15 protein-coding genes are annotated in these 19,744 nt (G+C 58.5%); 6 read left to right on the top strand and 9 right to left on the bottom strand.

Annotated features, from left to right (window positions below; all coding sequences use genetic code 11):
• Positions 1 to 2 precede the first annotated feature (2 nt).
• From LCM31_RS04440 to LCM31_RS04400, 9 genes are all read right to left on the bottom strand, one after another.
• On the bottom strand, positions 3 to 302 hold the full coding sequence (locus LCM31_RS04440) for a hypothetical protein (protein ID WP_224867877.1): 300 nt from the start codon (positions 300 to 302) through the stop codon (positions 3 to 5).
• A complete protein-coding gene (locus LCM31_RS04435; protein WP_224867875.1) occupies positions 303 to 959 on the bottom strand; it encodes a tetratricopeptide repeat protein in 657 nt (218 codons plus the stop codon).
• Complete coding sequence (locus LCM31_RS04430) at positions 946 to 3,849, bottom strand: tetratricopeptide repeat protein (protein ID WP_224867873.1); 2,904 nt, start codon at positions 3,847 to 3,849, stop codon at positions 946 to 948. Before LCM31_RS04430 ends, LCM31_RS04435 begins: the two co-directional genes overlap by 14 nt.
• Positions 3,846 to 5,903, bottom strand: coding sequence for a tetratricopeptide repeat protein (locus LCM31_RS04425; protein WP_224867871.1), 2,058 nt, complete (start codon positions 5,901 to 5,903; stop codon positions 3,846 to 3,848). The genes LCM31_RS04430 and LCM31_RS04425 overlap by 4 nt, the downstream gene beginning before the upstream one ends.
• Before the next feature lie 19 nt (positions 5,904 to 5,922).
• Positions 5,923 to 6,486: an AraC family transcriptional regulator gene (locus tag LCM31_RS04420; protein WP_224867869.1), complete on the bottom strand. Its 564-nt coding sequence runs from the start codon at positions 6,484 to 6,486 to the stop codon at positions 5,923 to 5,925.
• A 158-nt stretch (positions 6,487 to 6,644) separates the two neighbouring features.
• Positions 6,645 to 7,652 carry an FAD:protein FMN transferase gene (locus tag LCM31_RS04415; protein ID WP_224867867.1) on the bottom strand — a complete coding sequence of 336 codons (1,008 nt, stop codon included), beginning with the start codon at positions 7,650 to 7,652 and terminating at the stop codon, positions 6,645 to 6,647.
• A 48-nt stretch (positions 7,653 to 7,700) separates the two neighbouring features.
• Positions 7,701 to 9,272, bottom strand: coding sequence for a general secretion pathway protein GspF (locus LCM31_RS04410; RefSeq protein ID WP_224867865.1), 1,572 nt, complete (start codon positions 9,270 to 9,272; stop codon positions 7,701 to 7,703).
• Between the two features lie 87 nt (positions 9,273 to 9,359).
• Positions 9,360 to 11,942 (bottom strand): LamG domain-containing protein, encoded by a 2,583-nt coding sequence (locus tag LCM31_RS04405; RefSeq protein WP_224867863.1) that lies wholly within the window; start codon positions 11,940 to 11,942, stop codon positions 9,360 to 9,362.
• A 4-nt stretch (positions 11,943 to 11,946) separates the two neighbouring features.
• Positions 11,947 to 13,167 carry a hypothetical protein gene (locus LCM31_RS04400; protein ID WP_404804242.1) on the bottom strand — a complete coding sequence of 407 codons (1,221 nt, stop codon included), beginning with the start codon at positions 13,165 to 13,167 and terminating at the stop codon, positions 11,947 to 11,949.
• Positions 13,168 to 13,522: 355 nt separating this feature from the next.
• On the opposite strand from LCM31_RS04400, the gene LCM31_RS04395 reads away from it, so the two are divergent.
• The 6 genes from LCM31_RS04395 to LCM31_RS04370 are packed head-to-tail and all read left to right on the top strand — an operon-like array spanning position 13,523 to position 19,680.
• Entirely contained in the window at positions 13,523 to 16,246 is a 2,724-nt protein-coding gene (locus tag LCM31_RS04395) for an HzsA-related protein (RefSeq protein ID WP_224867860.1), read from the top strand.
• Positions 16,247 to 16,291: 45 nt separating this feature from the next.
• The gene (locus LCM31_RS04390; protein WP_224867859.1) at positions 16,292 to 17,131 is read left to right on the top strand and encodes an SH3 domain-containing protein; all 840 of its coding nucleotides are present in this window, start codon (positions 16,292 to 16,294) and stop codon (positions 17,129 to 17,131) included.
• The gene (locus LCM31_RS04385; protein WP_224867857.1) at positions 17,101 to 17,757 is read left to right on the top strand and encodes an outer membrane beta-barrel domain-containing protein; all 657 of its coding nucleotides are present in this window, start codon (positions 17,101 to 17,103) and stop codon (positions 17,755 to 17,757) included. Before LCM31_RS04390 ends, LCM31_RS04385 begins: the two co-directional genes overlap by 31 nt.
• Before the next feature lie 38 nt (positions 17,758 to 17,795).
• Entirely contained in the window at positions 17,796 to 18,281 is a 486-nt protein-coding gene (locus LCM31_RS04380) for a TlpA family protein disulfide reductase (RefSeq protein WP_010131932.1), read from the top strand.
• A 3-nt stretch (positions 18,282 to 18,284) separates the two neighbouring features.
• Positions 18,285 to 18,515 carry a DUF4266 domain-containing protein gene (locus LCM31_RS04375; protein WP_224867856.1) on the top strand — a complete coding sequence of 77 codons (231 nt, stop codon included), beginning with the start codon at positions 18,285 to 18,287 and terminating at the stop codon, positions 18,513 to 18,515.
• A 58-nt stretch (positions 18,516 to 18,573) separates the two neighbouring features.
• On the top strand, positions 18,574 to 19,680 hold the full coding sequence (locus tag LCM31_RS04370) for a DUF3570 domain-containing protein (RefSeq protein ID WP_224867854.1): 1,107 nt from the start codon (positions 18,574 to 18,576) through the stop codon (positions 19,678 to 19,680).
• Positions 19,681 to 19,744 lie beyond the last annotated feature (64 nt).

Genomic DNA, 19,744 nt, shown 5'->3' with positions numbered 1-19,744 from the left:
ATTTATTCTTCCTCGTCTGCCGCCTTGAGCAACTTAATTTCCCTGTGCAATTCCGAGTATTCCTGGTGTTGGAAACTGTGGGTAATTGCGTTGGGCAGTGTGCTCTCGATCTTTTCCAGACTAGTGGCCTGTTTCCAGGGAATGATATACAACACTTTCGGCTGCTCCTGGCTGCCGACAATGGTCGACTCCAGTGAAATAACATCACCGTCATCGTCCTGCGCCAGTGCAGCCCCTGAAAAGACGGTAAGGGTGCAGGTAACGGCAGCGGTCAGTAAGCGGACACGTTTGATCGATTTCATCTACAGTCTGCGCTCCAGATCCATAATCCAGCCTTTCAGCATCCGATCTTCCTCTGCCTCCAGTGCCTGCGCTTCGCGGTAGTGATGCAAAGCCTGTTCCGGTTTGTGCAGGTAGAGGTCGAAGAGAATTCCCAGATTGCGATGGCCCATGGCGAAATCTGGCCACTGGTTCAGCGCGCTCTGATACGCTTCGCGGGCTTCGTCAAAGCGGCCCTGATCGCGCAGCAATACGCCAAGCGAGTTCCAGGCAAACACATTTTTTGCGTTGGCGGTGACCGCTTGTTGCAGGCTTTGCTCCGCCTGCTCCGGTTGTTCCAGTTTCAGCTGTACTTTTGCCAGGTTGAGCCACGCACCGGAAAGTTCCGGCCACTGGCTTAGCACTTGCTGGAGCTCGGTTTCCGCCGCAGCAAACTGTTGCTGTTCGAAGTGGCCGCGGGCGTTCGCCAGTGCCTGTTGGGCACCAGAGGGGATGCCGGGTGCTTCGCTCAGATAAGGGTTGGGTGTGGCAATTCGTTTGCTCGATTCACCGTCGGCCGTTGTCTGGGGCGCTGCACCTTCATCGGGCGCACCCGGGTTGCTGGCGCAGGCACTGAGTAGTAGTGCGCTCAGTGCACACAAGGCTGCACCTGTACGCAGGTTGCGATTAATACGCTGCATCGCTCCACTCCACAGTTGATTCGGGTTTGCGGTAACGGGCGGGGAGCAGGTTTTCCAGTGAAGAGAAGCTGTTCTTGATCCACTCGTCGTAGACGCCATCGGCAGTGCGCTTGATGTTGGCCTCATGCAGTTCGATGGCTTTTTCCTCGAACGGATAGGCCTGTTCTTCCAGCAGGATTTCATACTGCTCGAGTTCCAGCGGATTCAGGCCATTGGGGCGTTGCGAGTCCATCAGGTCGCGGCTCAATTGGCGATAAACTTCTGCCAGGCGATAGTTGGCGGCGGTGGTGAATTCGGCAATACCAAATTCCAGTACTTTCTTGTAGTCCGCAACGGTCGTTTCCATCGCCTGCTTTTTATTGCGCAGGCTTTGTTTCAGCGGCAAGGTCAGTGCCAGGCGCTCGAAACGCGCAAAGCTCTGGTCCGCCAGTTCGTTTTGCGCAAAAGCGGCGAGATAGCGGCCGCGCGGCTCGGAGACCTTGTTGCTCGCCAGGCTCTGCAACCATTGATTGCGCGCGGACTGATCGCCGGCTTTGCCGTACAGGGTGACCAGCTGATGTTGGGCTTCCAGGTTTTGCAACGCAGGTTCGCGCCAGTCGCGGGCATACTGACGATACGCGTCGATGGCGCGTCCGCGGTTGCCGGCAACTTCAAACTGTTCTGCGGCCAGGTACAGCGAGTCGCGGCGAACGTTCGAGTCACTGTCTGTTTTAGCCAACACCAGTAGTTCTTTGGCGGCGGCTTCCGGAAGGTCCATACCTTGATACATCACCACGGCTTTAGCGGTCAGTGTCGGCGTCAACGCGTGCTGTGGATAAAACGTGCGGAAATCCACCAGCTCGGTGTGCGCGCGCGGCCAACGCTCCAGGCGCATCAGCTGGTTAATCGCATCGTATTGCGCGGTTGCGGCGATCGCGGAGCGGCCACTTTCACGTACCCGCAACAGTAACTCGATGGCTTCTTCCGTGGGGGCCACGAATTCCATGCTGTTGGTGGTCAGTAGAACCTGGCTCAGAATCACTTCCGCCTGTTTATAGATCGAAGACTGCAAGCGGTCGCGCGTGCTGATGTAGTCTGGATCGTCGCTGGCCATACCGGCAAGCAACTGGGCATAGGCCAGTTCTGCCGCCGGGTAGTTTTCTGTTTCAAACTGGCTGTGACCGAGTAACAGCAAGATGCTGCGGCGCTGTTTGGGGGTGGGCGGTGGCTGCCAGCCTGCCGCCTTGATGGCCGCATCGATGGTTTCCTGATGACGGTACTGGGCAAACAGGTTGTGGGCCGCATCCAGCTGTGCCGGTAGCGCGCGGGGATCCTGCGACCAGCTGTCGGCAAAACGCAGGCTGCTTTCGGTTTTCAGGTCCAGCCAGAGGTTAGCCTGTTCTTCGTTGTTGTTGATTTGCTTTTCGGCATCATAAACACGCCCGGCCATGAGGATCGCCGCATAACCAGCTTCGGTGGCTTGTGGGGGCGGCGTGCCGGTTTCCTTGGAGATGCCCCAGGCCACGTGACGGTATGCACCAAATGCCTGCGCATACTGCCCAGCCTCGTTCAGACTTTCCGCCATCAGGAAGGTGAGTTCTGGGATTTTCGGGTCGTCCGGGAAGGTATCGGTAAACTCCCGATACAGCGTGGCCGCAGCGATAAAAGCTTCGCGCGATTGTTGCTTGGCCCGGACCGCGGCCTTGCCGCGATTCTTCGGGTTCTGTGCTTCTTTTGCCAGGGCTTGGGCGCGGGCGTGATCAAAGCGAGCTAGCTCTTCCAGCCAGGGTTTCAGATGAGTCCTGATCAAATGGCGCTTGGCATCGTCGGCAGTTTGCCAGTAACCGCTGCGGCTGCCGTACCGCGTAACAAAGTCCCGTTTGGCCGGTATCACTTCACTGGGGAAATTGCCCTGTTGCAATATCTCCACCGCACGCACATGCATCTGCGGTGCTTCGTCCGTTTGTGGATATCGTGAAGCGAAAGTCAGGAAGGTTTGTGCACCATCCCGATAGCGCTCGGTTTCCGCATACCAGTTACCCAGGCCGCGGTACAGCAGGTGGTGGTAAGAGCGCGGACCTTTGTCAGATACAAAGGACTCGATAACCTCGGCACCGCCCAGGTAGTTGAAGCCCAGCGCCAGTACCCGCAGGGTGTCGTTGGCCAGGCGACGCTCACCCTTATCCAGCTGGCCGAGAAGTTTTTGCTCTTCACCGTTCTCCGCCAGCAGGTCATCCATCAGCGTCAGGAAGGTTTCGCTGGCGGCCTTGTAGCGTGCGTCTTTGAATTGGCTCCAGCCAAGCATGTAGCGGGCGTTGCGCGCAAAGGGCGTATCACCCTGGGACAGCACTTCGGCAAAATCGCGCTCTGCGGCCCGGTACTGCTTGCGCCCAAAGGCAGCTTCGCCACGGCGGAACAGCGCCTCGGCAATAAACGGCGATTCCGGGTTGCGCTGAACAATCGTTTCCAGTGCATCGAGGGCGCCCGGTGTATTGCCATCAAGGCTGCGGGCGCGTGCCAGGCGATAGGCCAGGTAGTCATCGTCGGCGGAGGTTTCCAGCAGCGCTTCGTAATGGCGCACGGCCTCGGCGTACGCCACGGCCATTTCCGGGTTGTCTTCCTGCAGCTGTTCCAGGCGTTCCATTTCAAGATCCGCCAGGCGCAGCTGGATCTGGCGGCGGGTCTTGGGGTCCTGTTGTGAGGACAGGGCTTTCTGGTAGCTGTGAATCAGTGCGGGAATTTCCAGCTTGGGCATTGCGACCAAGGGTTCTGGTGGTAGCGCTGCGGCTGGCAGGTCCCCCAGGGTCTTGCTGTTATCCACATAGCCGGCGCAGCCACTCAGCGCCGCGGTGGCGCACACTGCGAGGGCGAGTAATTGTTTGCGGGGCGGGCGTGAAAATAAAACACTCACAGTGCCGGCTCCAATTGTTGATTCACCGAGGCCGCTTCGTCAGTTGAGGGCTCTTCATCAGCTGAGGGCTCTTCATCAGCTGAGGGCGCCATCTCTGTCGTCGGCTCCGCGACAGGCAGGTCGTAGTGCCCCTGCATGGCGGCATCCTGAATGCGCGCGATGGCCAGGCGCGTATGCGCGATATATTGCTCAACACGGTCGCGGGCGCCGCCCAGTGCACTTTGCAGATCTGCGCGGATCTGGGTTTCGATCACCGCGCTGGCACGGTCAATGGCATTGCGCTGCTGATTGATACGCAGGCCAGCGTCGTCGACGCTGCCACTCAGCAGGTTGAGTTGCGGCGCTTCGGCTGCGATACGCGCCACCTTGCGCTGGTTGCGCGCGGCCTCGACGAGGGTATCTTCCAGCGCATCAATGGTTTTGCGCTTCTCCCACAGATTCTGGTGGTACTGCTCAGACGCGTGCCACTGCAGAATGCCGCGCGCGCGTGCCAGAGTCTGCTGCTGATATTTGCTGGTTTTGCCCGCGGCACTCAAGCGTGCATAACGCTGTTCGGCTTCGCGCAGCATTTGCAGAAATTCCGACGTCTCGCCAGTTTGCGTGGCCAATAAGGCGAGGCTGTCTTTTTTGGATTCGATGCGCTGCAGCGATGTCTGTAATTCATCCAGCTGCTGCTCGGCAATTTGCACCTGCTGATCGTACTGGGCACTGTCGTGGGCCTGCACAATATTGAGACGGCGTTGCTCGCGCTCTTCGATCAGTGTTTGAAACTCGGGCAGGCGTTGCTGCCAGCGGTCCAGCACCCGGCGTAGCTGTTGCAGGTCGCGCAGTTCCGACAATTGCAGCTGCAGGCGATCGCTTTGCATCATTTGCAGCAGGTAGTGCTCGTTCATGCGAATCAGCGCGGGGGTTTCAGCATCTTCCAGCCAGCCGTAGCGCTGCAGGTCGATTTTTTCGTCGCCATCAATTTCGGCAAACTGTAATTGTGCGGCGGCGCTGTGCAGATTGTTCAGGTCGGTGAGTGCGCGCTGGTATTGCTGCTCGGCACTTTGATAGGTACGCAGTGCCAGCTTCGGACGGTCCAGCGCTTCGTAGGTATACGGCAGCGCAAGCAGTGCTTCCTGTACCTGAGGTAGTAACGGGTTTTGCCGGATCAGGTAGCCCAGCGCGTCCACCGCCTGGGTGTGCATCTGACCATTCACCGACGCCCAGCCGAGACCGAGCAGCGCACCTGCTGACCAGGGTGTATCGAGCCTTACCCGGCGAAACTCGTCGGCCGCCGCAGCGTAATCCCCCTGCAGGGTCAGGGCATAACCCGCCCCGATACGCGCCTTGTCACGCAGGATATACAGTTCTTCGCGCAGTTCCGCGTCGAGATCTTTGTCGAGTGTGACGGTGTCCACGAGATCGGCCGCGCGCTGGTATTCCTCGGCAGCGGCTGGGAAGTACTCGCCGCGCGCGAACGCGGCAGCAAGGTTGTTGTGCCCGAGTGCACGCTCCGCTACCGTCAGGTCGGCCATGCGCAACAGCTGCGCAGCCTGACCGAGGTCGCCATTGCGAATCGCCAGGTTGAGGGTCAGGGTGGTTTCGTGGATGGCTCCGGATTTTTCCAGCTGCTGGGCCGCGGTGTCCCAGTTCTGGTGGCGGTAATTCAGCTCCGCAAGCTTCATCCAGGCGATCTGGCGGAAGCGCGTCAGGCGCTGCTGATTGTCTTCATCGACCGCTTTTTGTAACTGCTGTTCGAACAGCGAGGCTGCCTGGCGCTCGAGGCCAAATGCCAGGCTGATGCCGCCGCGGATCAGGTCCGCGTTGTCCGCATGATGTGAAATGCCGCCGCGCAGATCGGATACCATCAGGGTGCTCAGAGCATCAAAGGTGTTACCCTGAAAGTAGTGGTACAGGGCGGCGCCGTAGCGCATGTCCTGTGCCTGTTGGAATTTTTGCTTGCCCGACTCTGCGGCATTTTGGGGAGCAGGTTCATCTTGCGCAACACAGGTGCCGGCCCCGGCAATAATGCCGGTCAGCGCGAGCGCCAGAGAAGCTTTCTTAAGCACAACAGACCCCATGGGAAACTCAGGGGGCCGGCCATTGGACGACGCTGAACTCCGGCTGCTGTTTGCTGCCAGCATCCGAAATACGCAGTTCGATCACCGCGGGCTCGTCGGTTTTTTTCAGCTCCAGGCTGGCGGCGCGCTTGAATTCGCGCTGCTCGGGGCCGGTGCCATTGAAAAATGCCGTGATGGTGTGTTTACCGGACTTCAGGTTGCCCTTGAATAGGGGCTGGATACCACCGCGGAACAGGGCGTCTTTCTGGTGCTCGGTATACAGGTGGGTTTCCACGAGTTTGTTGTTGATATGCAGTTTTACCGAGTCCAGGTCAAAAAAGTGGCCAACGTCCATGGATACGTACACAGCCACCTGGCTTTGCGCGGGGAACAGCAGATCTTCTTCCAGTACCAGCAGGTCCCGATTCAACTTCAGTACTTCCTTTTTCAGAGATTCCAGATCCTCTGCAGGAAAGTCGCCTTCCTGGGCAAAGGTCTGCCCTGCGGTCATCAAGGTCACTGCGGTAAGCAGAGTACCAAATTTGGTACGGATACCGGTGCGTGGACGGGGAAGGTTACGCAAGGAAAACATGGTAAAGCCTGAAAATTTTATATTTGGTTGTCGTTCATCATTCGCACATATGTGTGCGCAATTATGTCAGCGCGTCACGTTTTTCTCGTGATTTTATTCACACTTTACGGTGATCTTTTTATGGGTGGTCAATACCGACGCCTTGGCTTTGACGTGACTCACCGGTTGCCGAGCCCGCTGGAGAAAAACATCCGGCGGTTGGCATCGATCACGATGGCTTCAAACCCGTCCATGCGCTCGATCAGTGCGAGTCCTTTGCTTTTACCCAAAACAAAAACACTGGTGGAGAGTGGGTCGGTATCGAATCCCTGCGGGCCAATCACGCTGACGCTAATTAATTTTTGTGCATCTTCGTTTTGCGCGTCACTGCTCGGGCCGTTGTGCTGGATGGCACTGTCGGTGGGCTTTCCTGTGGCCGGGTTGAAGATGTGATGCACCCGATGGTCGTCGTCATCAATAAAAAACCGCTCGTAATCCCCGGATGTAGACAGGGCGGTATTCTCCAACGGTATCACCGCGGCATTCTTACTTTTATCTCTGGGGTGGCGAATGCCAACTAGCCAGGGCTTACCTCTTTTGTCACCAATCAGGCGGGCGTCACCGCCGGCACTCACATTGGCATTGGTAACACCGTATTTTTTCAGAATATCGACAGCACGGTCCACCGCGTACCCCTTGGCGATACCGCCCAGGTCAATCTTGGTACGGTGGTCAGCAAAGCGCAGCGTACCTGCATCGCGGTCGAGCTCGATGTGCTGGTATCCAACGGCCTCGAGCAGACTGTCGGTAGTTTTTTTGTCTGCCTGCTTTTTCTCGCGAAAGTTGTACAGGCTGCCCACCGTCGCGTAGGTGATATCGAAGGCCCCATCGGTTTGCCGGCTATAGAACAGGGACTTATCCACAATTCGTGCCAGCTCGTCGGATACTTTCACTGCACTTTTGCCCGCGGTGCGATTTACCTCGGATAGCTCGCTGTCTTCCTTGTACGGCGAGAGTGCGCCATCGATACGGCGAAATTCATCCATCACGGCGCGGGTAATCTGCGTCGCCTGCGCCGTGTCCTCGTGCCAGAACTGCAGATGCACCTCGGTACCCATAATGGCCTGCTTGTCGTAGCGCCACTCGGCATGGGCCGCGCCGACGCCAAACAGACTGCAGGCAAACATTAGAAGGCGAATCGGGTACATCTTATTACTTCGCTAATGAGTTTCTTGTTAGACGATGGGCTGGAAGGCCGTCAGGCTGTCCATCAGGCTGGCATTACCCAGGCCGTGATTCGGGAACAGGCTACCAAAATTACCCTGCTCACCGTGGAGCGCCATGTAGTTCAGCACCACGGTCTGCACCAGCTGGTTGACGTTGTTCGCCGCCGGGCTACCGGCAGTTTCCACATCACCGGATGCACGCATGTAACCCAGTTGCTGATGGCGTGCCTGCTCGTCGGCACTGCCGCCCAGCAGTTGTGGACGACCCGCAGGATTGTAAACCAGGAAGAAGGACGCCGCGGTTTGCTGGTTGTCCCCGGTCCACACACCCTTACCGCGGCCTTCCGCGGAGTCGTCGATCATGCCGTTACTGAATACGGAACCATCACTGAATACGTAAACCATCAGTGGCTGGTTAACCCGGCGTGCGTACTCCAGGCAGGCGCCGATACAGCGGCCTGCGCGCAGGTCGCGCAGCTCGCCGGTGGCGCGATCACCGGTGTGGTAATCGTAGCCACCCATGGTGATGGTGCCGGCGCCGGCGTAGCCATTGATCACCAGCTTCATGGTGGAAGCTGCTTTCTGGAACTCGCGATCGCTGAGGAATTCGTTCGAGCTGAAAATGCCGGCGGGGCCGACAATATCCGGGTCGAGCGCCGGGTCCAGTGCAGAAGGGTCGCCGAAGCGCGCGGCGAGGTCGGCGCTCTTCATATAGCCGCACTTCACCAGATCCTTGATCACCGCATCATTGGTAACCCGGGTATTGACCTTGCCCAGTTTGGAATTAGAGATGCGGTACATGGATTCCATTACCGCCACGGTGTCTTCCTGGCTCAGCAGGCCAACCAGATCACCCACATCTACCAGGCCGGTAACATCCGACGGACGGTCGATCTTGGTGGGGCGCACTTCCGGATTAATCAGATCCATCGGCGCCATGGAGTTGCCACCGGATTCGCTGGTCTGGGAGCCGATCAACGCCAGCAGTGAACCGTTGGCGCCGGCGCGGTTGATGCCGTACATGGGGTTGTGCGGGTTGTTGCCGGTATCGTTTTCCGAGCGCGCGGGAATGACCGCACCATTAATGGCGCCGGCGGTTCCGGGGGATACTTTTTCGAGAATCCCCGCCAGCATCTGGCTGTCACTGTGAAACGCCAGACCCAGGTCGGTATTGTACAACGGGTTGCCGGTGCCATCGGTGAGTGAGGGCACCATATCGCCGGGCAGACCCTGCTTGCTGTAACCCGCGGTGCTCAGGAAGTCGAGCTGGCCACCCTGCTTGCCGACGAGTACGTTGGAGCCCGCGATGTTGGCGCCACCGGCCAGGTCAAAGCAGATGAAGGGAATCTTGCCTGCACCGTTCTTGCTGACGCCGCACAGGGCGCGCATCGCTTCCAGGTCCGAAGACAAGCTGACCTCTGCCTGCGCCGGATTGGCGAACAGGCTGAATACCGAGCCGCCCAGCACGGTTGCCATACCGGCACGGAAACCTTGGCCGAGGAAGTCCCGTCGGCTTACCGGGCGGTGGTGGTCCGGGTGGCGCAGTGGTTGGTCCAGTCCAAAATGTTTTTTCTTGCTCATGACGTTTCCGGGTTCCCGGGTCTTGCGTATTTTTTAATGCGTTGTCTTGCCGTCGCGCTTCGTTTCCCGAAGCGCACACACAAAAATTTAGTGGATCAAAATCATCGCACTGCCCATCGCGGCGGCACAGGCGGCCTTAACGGTGGTGGCGGTGCGGTCTGCACTGCAGCCAGCGCCGCAGGCGGTCATCTTGTCGATCAGGCCGTCCAGCTCGGCGCGCACCGCGCTTTCATCCGGTGCGGTACCCAGCTGCGCGGTGTGGCCGCCCACAGCGGCGCTCCAGGTAATCGGCCGTCCCAGCAGATTTTCCAACAGCGGATCCAGAATCTGCGCGCGCTTGGTGTCGTTATCAAACGCACTGCTGGCGGCAGCGGAGAAGTCGAAACCGGAGAAGTAGCTGGCGCGCGCGCTGGTATTGTCCACCAGGGTGCTGCAGTACTTCACCGCCAGTTGGGTAATACCCATCTGCTGGGCGGCGAGGAAGCCTTGAATATCGGCTTCCACCGGCAACTGCTGTTTCACCTTCTCCCAGGTATCCAACACATCCGGATGGGCGCTGGAAATACCGGTGGCTGCAGACAGTGCTGCGTGAATCTGCTCAAAGCGGCGAATACCAATGCGCGGTTGCGGGGTCAGGTCCGCGGCCGCGGCTGGTGCCGCCGGGGTGGCTTCGACGCGCACGAATTCTTCATTGCCCAGGCGCTCGAAGGTCAGGAAGAACTCGTCCGAGGTGGGGCCTTTCTCCAGGCTGATGATGGTGCCGAGCGGAGAAAGTTTCTGGCCGGCCTCCGCGTCGTAATCCGTGGCGGTCACCGTGGTATCGAGATTCGCCCATGCCTGTCCCACCACCGCTTCGCGACCGTTGATGCCGATGCGCATACCCTGGATAACAACGCCGTCCGGGGTGACGCCGTCTTCCAGGCTGATGAACTTGGGTTCGCTGAACAGGTAACCGTGGTTGTCGAACTGCTGCACCTCGAACATCACGTAGCCTTCCGGCACGTTGGTCTCGTCTTCCACCTTGAACAGCAGCAGGTATTTTTCACCAACACCCGCATCGTAATTGGTCAGGATGTCGTCCTGGCTCAGTGCGCGGGAGTGAATCGCCAGCAGGCGCACGGAGCCATGCCACTGGTTTTCATTGGAGACTTCGCTGCCCAGTACCAGCGCGAAGGTGTCGTCCCAGGTCGACAGCAGGCCCGGTTCCACCGGATCGGCATCGCCGGTGAACTCACCGTTTACGTACAGGCGGCGGCCATTAATAGGATCGAAGGTGGCCACCACATGCTGCAGGGTTGCCTGCGCGCGCTCCGCCATATCGTCGGTGATCAGCGCGGGCATGCCGTCGGCATTGGTGCTGGCGTCATTGCGGTTCTGGAAGGTGTAGTTGTACATCGCCTGGCCGAGGGTGAAGTTGCGAATATCGTTGCCACCGGAGTAGCTGATAATCCGCGCGGGGCCTTCCTGTACCACGTTGGCCGGGGCGACCCAGGCTTCGATGGTGTATTCACCGGTGCCGCTGAGGGTGTCGAACAGGCGCTTGCTGGTGGCGGTAGTGGCCTGGGCCTTACCGCCGGTCAGCTGTACGCCCCAGGAGCCGAGCCACTCATAGTCGCCGGACAGCTTCAGATCGATGGCCGGATTGATGCCGGAGGTATCGTAGGCGATATCGTCGCTGCCGGTTTTAAATTCGTACAGCGCGATCGCGTTGTTGTCGATACGGCCACCGCCGCTGCTCACCACACCGTCGGTCAGGAACAGCGCCTTACTGATGACCCAGTTGGGGTCTACGGCGGTGACCGAAATGCCATCGGCGAAATTGCGAATCGCCGCGGCCATAGCATCGGCGTTTTCCGAGCAGTTGCTCCAGCAATTGTGGAAATCGCTACCGAGCCGTACCACGAGACGGGAATTTTCCGGGCTGTCGAGGTCAATCCGCGGTTTCGCGGCCTCGTAGGCCTGGTCGACATCGCTGCTGGCAATGTACGGCTGTTGTGCGGTACTGGCGTCTTCACTGTGGCAGCTGGAGCAGTACTGTTCCAGCAGCGGATAAATGGTGTTCGCAAAGTTGCCGCTGGATTCCGGGAAGCTTTTACTTTCGCCGACTTCGCGTTCGGTGGGAGCGGTGAGCGTGATGGTGCTGGCTACGGAGCCGGCCGCAGAGGCCCAGTCAGCAATGTAGCCGGTGATGATCTCCGCACAGGCGTCGGCACTGGCCAGCCAGCAATTGTGGCCGCTGGCCACCTTGGTGACCAGGCGCGAATCTTCCGGCGCGCCCAGATTGACCAGGTCGCGGCCTTCGCCATGTGCGAGGTTGATGTCGTCGCCGCGCACAAAGCGCGGGCTCTGGTTGCCCTCCACGTGACAGCTACCGCAGCGGTTTTCCGCCGCCAGGTTGTCCCAGATATAGCGCTTATAGTTCTGTACGTCTTCACTTTCCGGGGCCGGGCCGGCATAGCTGGTATCACCGGAGTCCGGGTTGGTGTTGGGCAGCTCTTCGGTGGACTGCCCGCTGCCGCCGGAACAGGCGACCAGCATGGCACTACTGAGAATGGTGGATAACAGTGCGGCCCTGCGCAGGCGCGGACGCACAACAAGCTGGCAAAAGTCGGACATGGTCTGCAGGGGATTCTTCTGGCTGGTACTGGTCGCTGGGGTCTTGTAGTGCATTGTGTTATTCCCCCGCACAGTAAACAGCAGTATCGGCATACACCTGCTTCAGCTTGTAGCCGTTACTGGTGAAGCTGTCGGTAATGCTGCTAATGCGATTGCGGTCGGTGCTGTCTTCCGGTGCGCGCAGGCACACCTGTTCAAACACCTTGGTGACCTGACACTGGGCAAAGGCCTGGCTGTTGGCCAGCTCCTGGCCCATGGACTTGGCGCCGTTGCCGGTGCCCGGCAGCGCTTCACTCCATCCCAGGTGCAGGTTCGGCCCTTCGCGCCAGTAGTTATCCCACTTGTCATCGGGGATCACGAAGCCATACGGAAAGGTGGCACTGTTGATATGGTTCTTGGCCTGCACACGGGTGCCGGTGGTGGGGTCGGTATCACCGCTGCGGTTGTAATCCAGACGGCCGTCTTCGCCGGTCGGATCATTTTCCACATCGTATTCGTAGTTGTAGTACGCGAAGGCCTGGGCCATTGGGTCCATGCCACTGTGGCAGCCAATACAGTTGTTCTGGAAGACGCGGCTGTCGCCGCCGGGGCTGCGGCTCACGTCCTGACGAATGCGATCTGGCGGTCTTGAGGTGTCGTGCACCTGTTCGAGGTCGCGACACAGGTGATTCATCAGGGTGAAGCGGAACATGGCGCGATTGGTGCCGGCATAGAAGAATGCCTTGGCGCCGCCACGGGTGGTCATCACACCGGCGGTGGCGTCGCTGGGCAGGCCGGTGACCGAAGACTGGGACTGGCGCTCCAGCGTGGTCTGCAGCGGGTAGCCCGCCGCCTCCAGTGCCTCGTAGTGATCATTGTTGGCGTTGTTGTACGTGGGCAGGCCCAGGCCGGAGGCGCCGGTATAAATAATGTCGCCGGAAAGGATCTCGCGGAAGTCCACATCGTCGCGCACCATGCCGATCACGGTTGCGGTGTAATCGTTCAGGGGCGCAAAATTATCGCCGTCGCGATTGGTCCATGGCGTAACCAGGTTCTTCAAGGTTACGTCATAAAAAGAATCATTTTCCATTGCCAGCTGGGCGGCGCTGGTGGCATTGCCATTGACAATACGTTCGGCCATTTCGGTGAGCACGCTGACACTGGGTTTGACCCCGGTCAAACGGCTGTGCATTTGTGCGGCCTGTTCTTCCGGGCCTGCCAATGCCGGCATGGAAATTGAAGCGCTGAGGCAGGCAGTTGCTGCAAGCAGCGCCCGCGTAGCGGACGATGGGATTTTCATCATGAAACGTTTTGCGTCTGGTTATCGTCGTACGGTCGTACCGATTGACTTGTATGCATTGCGAGTGGAAGAAATAGTAAAGAAGACCGAAGGATTCGCCAGCGGAAAAAATATAAAGCGTGTTCTGGTTGGCAATTTCCCCGTGCATTGCTTGAGATCGAAATTTTGCGGCGGGAGAATCGAAGTTAAATCGAGCTGGGTTGTCAGACGAGCATCTAGCAAAATGCAGTAAGGTTGTGATGTAAATGGTGAGTGGTTACTGCGTTTCTTCTTCGGGTTGTCATTAAAAATTCACAGAAAATCATTGAGAAATTATCCGTCGCGGAACGATGTTGCGGGTAAAGAGGACGAGTTCTTGAAAGCTTTTGGTGCACGGACGCTGGCCGCCCGTCGGAAATTGTCACTGCTGTCTATTTTTTCTGCGATCGCCTTGGCCGGTTGTGGCGGTAGTTCTGACGATGGTTCCAGCCTGGGTGGTGATCAGGCGGAAGATCCGGTAGTGGTGGATTACCCGGTGGTGTATGTGCGCCGCTCGCTGGTGCGCGATGAGGAAGGCATGCTGGTCGTCGACAGTGTGTACAGTCCTTCCACTTTTCACCCGGGTGCCGAATTGCTACTGCGCGATCGCGCTACCGCCACCGCCCCGGAACGCTCCCTGACGGAAGGCCTGTTTGTCAGTGATGAAGAGGCAGGCATCGTGTTCGAGGGCGGCTATGACGTCAAGGACCTCGCGGTATCCGCCGATGGCAGCCAGCTGGCCTTTGCCATGCGCGCCCCGAATATTGCGGGTTTGGATGATGACGAGCAGCCGAGCTGGAATATCTGGCTGTACGAATTCGAAACTGCACAGCTTACCCGGGTCATTGCCTCGGACCTGATTGCCGAAGAGGGCGATGACATTTCCCCGGCATTCCTGCCTGACGGGCGCCTGGTATTTACCTCGACCCGCCAGCGCCGCTCGCGTGCGCTGTTACTGGATGACAACAAGCCCCAGTTTTCTGCACTGGCAGAAGATCTGCAAGAGCCAGCATTCGTGTTGCATGTAATGGAAGCTGACGGCAGCGACATCCAGCAGATCTCCTATAACCAGAGTCATGATTTGACCCCGACGATATTGTCTAACGGCCGCATCCTGTTTAACCGCTGGGACAATATGGGCGGGCGTGATCGCTTGAGCCTGTATACCGTCAAGCCCGACGGCACCGACCTGCAGCTGTATTACGGTTATCACAGCCAGGCCACCGGCACTGGCTCCGGTACCGATCCGGTTGCCGCCACCTTCAGCAAACCGCAGCAGATGCCCGACGGGCGCATTCTCGTGACCCTGCGCGCACCGGAAGGTATTGCCTACGGTGGCGACATGGTGGTGATCGATGGGGAGAATTTTTCCGAAGCCTACAGCGAGCCAGAGCAGCAGGGCGTATTGCAGGGGCAGGAATCCCTGTCCGTGGAGCAGGTAATTATCGATGGCGGCCTGTCACCCCACGGCCTGTTTGCCAATGCCTGGGCGTTCCACGATGGTACCAGTCGTTTGCTGGTGAGCTGGAGTGAGTGCCGGGTGATCGAGCCGGGCACCGCAACGGAAACCGAAGCCGGTATTACCCAGCCCTGTACCGACGAATGGCTGGCAACCCCGGATATTGAGCCCGCCGATCCACTCTACGGACTGTGGATTTACGATTATGACGAAGGCACCCAGCGCCCGATCATTCAGCCGGAAGAGGGCATCATGATCAGTGAAGCGGTGACCGCGGACACCCGCCCGGTGGCCACATTTATCCCGCAACCGATTCCCGGTATCGATATTGATCGCGACCTCTATGATGAAGGCATGGCGGTACTGGATATTCGCAGCGTCTACGATTTCGACGGTATGGAGCTGCTGGAAATCGACGTGCTGGCCGATCCGCTGCAAAGCACGGCTGCCGACCGCCCCGCGCGCTTCCTGCGCGTGGTCAAAGCGGTGGGGATTCCCGACGATGACGTTCTCGATTTCGACCGCTCCGCGTTTGGCCGCAATCGCAGTCAGTTGATGCGTGAAATCGTTGGTTATACGCCGATTCAGCCCGATGGCTCGGTGCGAGTAAAAGTACCGGCGGATACCCCGCTGGCCATTTCTGTGGTGGATGAAAATGGTCGACGCCTGTTCGGCCGCCACAATAACTGGCTGCACTTCCGCGCCGGTGAATTGCGCAAATGCCAGGGCTGTCACCTTGCGGACAGCGAGGTGCCCCACGGGCGCACGGATATGGAGCCGGAATCCGCCTGGGCCGGCGCGCCAACGAGTGCCGCCCCTTTTCCCAATACCGAGCCGGGCCTCACCGCAGACATGGGTGAAACCATGGCGCAGCTGCTGGCGCGCGTGGCGGGGCACCCGGAGCTGGAGGGCGACCTGAAGTTTGCCGACAACTGGACCGATCCGGCGCTGCGTGCCAAGGACCCGTCGAGCGAGCTGCTGATGAGTGAACTCACTACCCCGGCGCCTACCAGCCTTCCCTGTTTGAGCAGCTGGAGCGCGGACTGCCGCACGGTGATTCACTACCCGGACCATATCCAGCCGATTTGGGATCTGCCGCGACAAATCACCGATGATATGGGTACCGTGCTGGAAGACCGTACCTGCACCGCCTGCCATAGCAACCGCGATGCTGCGGGCATGGCGCAGGTGCCCCCGGGGCAGCTGGATCTCCGCGGGGACCAGTCCGGTGTGAATAACAACTACAGCACTTCCTATGTCGAATTAATTTTTGACAACCCGACCGAAGAGCTCCGCGACGGCGCAGTACAGAACGTTTTGGTGCAGGATACCGACGACGATGGCAATCCGCTGTTTGAAGTCGATGAAAACGGAGAGCAGATCCTAGATGCAGATGGCAACCCGATTCCTGTTATGGTTACCGTCAATATTCAGCGGATCATGAACACTAACGGTGCCAACGCCAGCCGTTTCTTCAATGTATTTGAAGCGGGAGGCGTGCATGAGGGAGAATTGTCCGCAGCGGAATTGCGTTTGATTTCTGAATGGCTGGATATCGGTGCGCAGTATTACAACAATCCATTTGAAGCGCCGGTTAACTAAACAATGAACAGGCAGCTCGAGTTTAGAGCAAGCAGGGCCGTAGCAATGACCACGGCCCTATTTATCTTGGGGAGCTTGGGGAGTTTTTCCTCATCGGTCGTGGCGCAGCCGGAAACGGTCAGTGACTCGGCAGAAAACTCGGGTGATGTATTCGTCACCGACAGCTTTTCCGCACGTCAGTTCGAAGACCGCCAGCCGGAGACGCTGGCGTTCGATAGCGAGCGGGTCATCGTCGGAGCGGAGTTTCTCAATTTGTACACCGGCCCCGGCCGCGGCTATGTGATCGACCATGTGGTGGAGTACGGCGAGCCCCTGTGGCTGCTGAAGCGCCGTACCGACTGGGTCAAGGTCATGACCCGCACCGGCAAGACCGGCTGGGCCAAAATTGCCGACCTCGACGAAATCTATACCACCGAGGGCGAACAGGTGGTGGTACCCACCCCGGGCATCGACGACTACCGTGACCAGAGCCTCCGCGTTGGCTTTGCCTATGGTGATTTTGCCGGTGCCAACTCCATGGGACTGTCTCTTGGTTACCGCTTTACCGGCAACCTCTCCGCGGAACTGCGCGCAGCGCAGACCATCGGTGCCTATTCCGATAGCCGCACCTTCCAGGTTGCGGTGGTGCACCAGCCCTTTCCGCAGTGGCGGGTATCCCCGTATTTCCTGCTCGGCACCGGGGTCAATATCACCTCGCCCAACGCCACTATCGTCGCCACCGAAGACCGCCAGGACACCACCATGCTGTCCGGCATCGGTATCACCACCTATTTATCCCGTCGCTTTGCCCTGCGCGCGGAAGTTGCAAATCACTACCTGCTGACCTCGCGGGAAGAAAACCAGGAGATAGTCGAGTGGAAACTCGGATTCGACGTATTTATGTAAAGCTCGCGAGCCTTCTGCTGGCAGGTGCTATGTCCTCAACTGCGCTTGCGCAAAGCTCTGGCGATATCGACGATATTATTTCGCCGGACCTGGAACGCCGCGAAATTCGCGAAGCCAAAATTGATAGTGAAGATTTTGAATTCACCGTGTATCTCGGTGGCATCCTCAGTGTCGAAGACTTCGGTAGCAACAGTATGATCGGCGGTAGCCTGGCCTACCACATCAACGAAGACTTCTTTATGGAGGCGGCCTACGGCCAGGCGACCCTGGGGGAGTCCAGTTACGAGCGCCTGAGTGGCTCGGCACCGCTGCTCAGCGACGATGAGCGGGACCTCAGTCTGTACAACCTGTCCCTGGCCTGGAACTTCCTGCCCGGGGAAATTTTCATCCTGGATAAGTTCGCGCTCAACAGCAATTTGTATCTGATCGGCGGCGCGGGCAATACCAATTTTGCCGGTGAAGAGCATTTCACCTATAACGTCGGTATCGGTGTGCGCATGCTCGCTCAGGACTGGCTGGCCCTGCGCCTGGATGTGCGCGACCACATTTTTGAACACGAAATTTTTGGTGAGCCGTTAACGACCAACAATCTATCCGCCCAGCTGGGCGTATCGATTTATTTCTGAATACACAATAACGAGACAAACCCTACTGGAGTCAATCCATGCGTAAATTGATTGCCGCCCTTTGCACCAGCGCTGCCCTGCTGGCCGCTGCCCCTGTTTTCGCCAAGATCCCCGCCAGCGATTTCACTCTGGCCTCTCTGAAAGATGGCAACCTGAAGCTGAGCGAGCAGCGCGGTGAAGTGATCATGCTGAACTTCTGGGCTTCCTGGTGTGGCCCCTGTCGTGAAGAAATGCCGCTGCTGAACGACCTGCACGCACGCTACGAGCCGGTGGGCTTCCAGGTGTGGGGCGTGAACGTGGATGCCAACCCGGCAGACGCTCAGGCGATGCTGAATAAAATCCCGGTGGACTTCCCGGTGCTGTTCGATTCCAAAAGTGACGTGAGCAAACTGTTCGGCGTGCAGGCCATGCCGAGCTCCGTATTTATCGATCGCGATGGCAACGTGCGCTACGTGCACAAGGGTTACCGCACCGGTGACGAGGCCGAGTACAAAAAAATCATCAAGGAACTTATCCGGGAATAAGCCATGACCAAGCGCGCGCTCCTGTTACTGCCGGCTTTGTTACTGCTCGGTGGCTGCGAAAGCATAATGCCCGAACCATGGGTACAGCCCTACGAGCGGCATTACCTCGCCGACCCGATTATGAGTTTTGAGCGGGACCCGGTGGCGGCCGGCTTTATGAATCACGTCTACGAAGCGCGTGAAGCCGCCCGCGGTGCCGAAGGCGGGTCGGGAGGCGGCTGTGGTTGTAACTAAAGAATTCCGTGAGAGCTACTACGCTCTCACGAAATTTTTACTTTTTTCGGTATTTTTCGTGTCGACTGCGAAAGCTGCGGTGCTGCCGGAAGAGCGGCTCGACACCCTGTACCACTCCTACAGTGGTGGCGGCGTCACCATTGATGGCCCGTCGATACTGGTGCGCAAAAACATTGGCAACAATGTTTCACTGTCGGCCAATTACTATGTGGATATGATTTCCGGGGCCTCGATCGACGTGCAGGCAACGGCCAGTCGCTATACCGAGCAACGGGATGAGTTTTCCGTAGGGGCGGATTATCTGGTGGATAAAGCCACCATGAGCCTGAGCTATACCAATTCCAGCGAAAACGACTACCAGGCGGAAACCGTCGGTTTTGGTATCTCGCAGGATTTCTTCGGCGACCTCAGCACCCTGTCCCTGCGCGCCACCTACGGTAGCGACGATGTGATGCGTAACGGTGACGAAGACTTTCTCGGCCACGCCGAGCACCGCCGTTATTCCCTGGGCTGGAGTCAGATCCTTACCACCAAGCTGATCGCCGAGCTGAGTGTGGAAACCGTCGCCGACGAGGGCTTCCTGAATAACCCCTACCGCAGTGTGCGCTATCTCGACCCGTCCTCTGCGCTTGGTTTCAGTTACCAGGCCGAGCTCTACCCCACCACCCGCAACAGTGATGCGGTGGCGTTAAGAGCGAAATATCGACTGCCCTACCGGGCGGCGGTAAAAACGGAATATCGGCGCTATGCGGATAGCTGGGGCATCCAATCGGATAACCTGGAGTTTCGCTATACCCATCCGCTGGAAAGTGAGAACCTGATTCTCGAAGGGAAACTGCGCTTCTACAAACAGAAGGGTGCGGATTTTTACAGTGATCTGTTCCCGTATGTGGACGCCACCAACTTTCGCGCGCGGGATAAAGAGCTCAGTGATTTCACCAGCACTGCGATCGGCTTTGGCGCCACCTACCTGGTACCCGATCGCTGGGCACTGTTCGACCGCAAAAACACCCTGAACCTGTACTGGGATTACGTGCTATTCGATTACGAGAACTTCCACGATGTGCGGGTGCACAATGGAGGTGACAGCGTACTGCCCGGTGACGAACCCGCCTATAACTTCAACGCGCATGTGGTGCGCGCTTATTGGTCCATGTGGTTCTGAGCACCCGCCCATCGCTGCGGCTGCCGGTTTGGGGGGAGTGCTTTTCCGGCCGGTAGCCGTCTTA

Origin of the sequence: Microbulbifer agarilyticus, assembly GCF_020171345.1 — a bacterium.
GTDB classification, from domain to species: Bacteria; Pseudomonadota; Gammaproteobacteria; order Pseudomonadales; family Cellvibrionaceae; genus Microbulbifer; species Microbulbifer agarilyticus_D.
The sequence above is the reverse complement of the archived record's forward strand: the minus strand, read 5'-3'. Positions and strand labels throughout refer to the sequence as shown.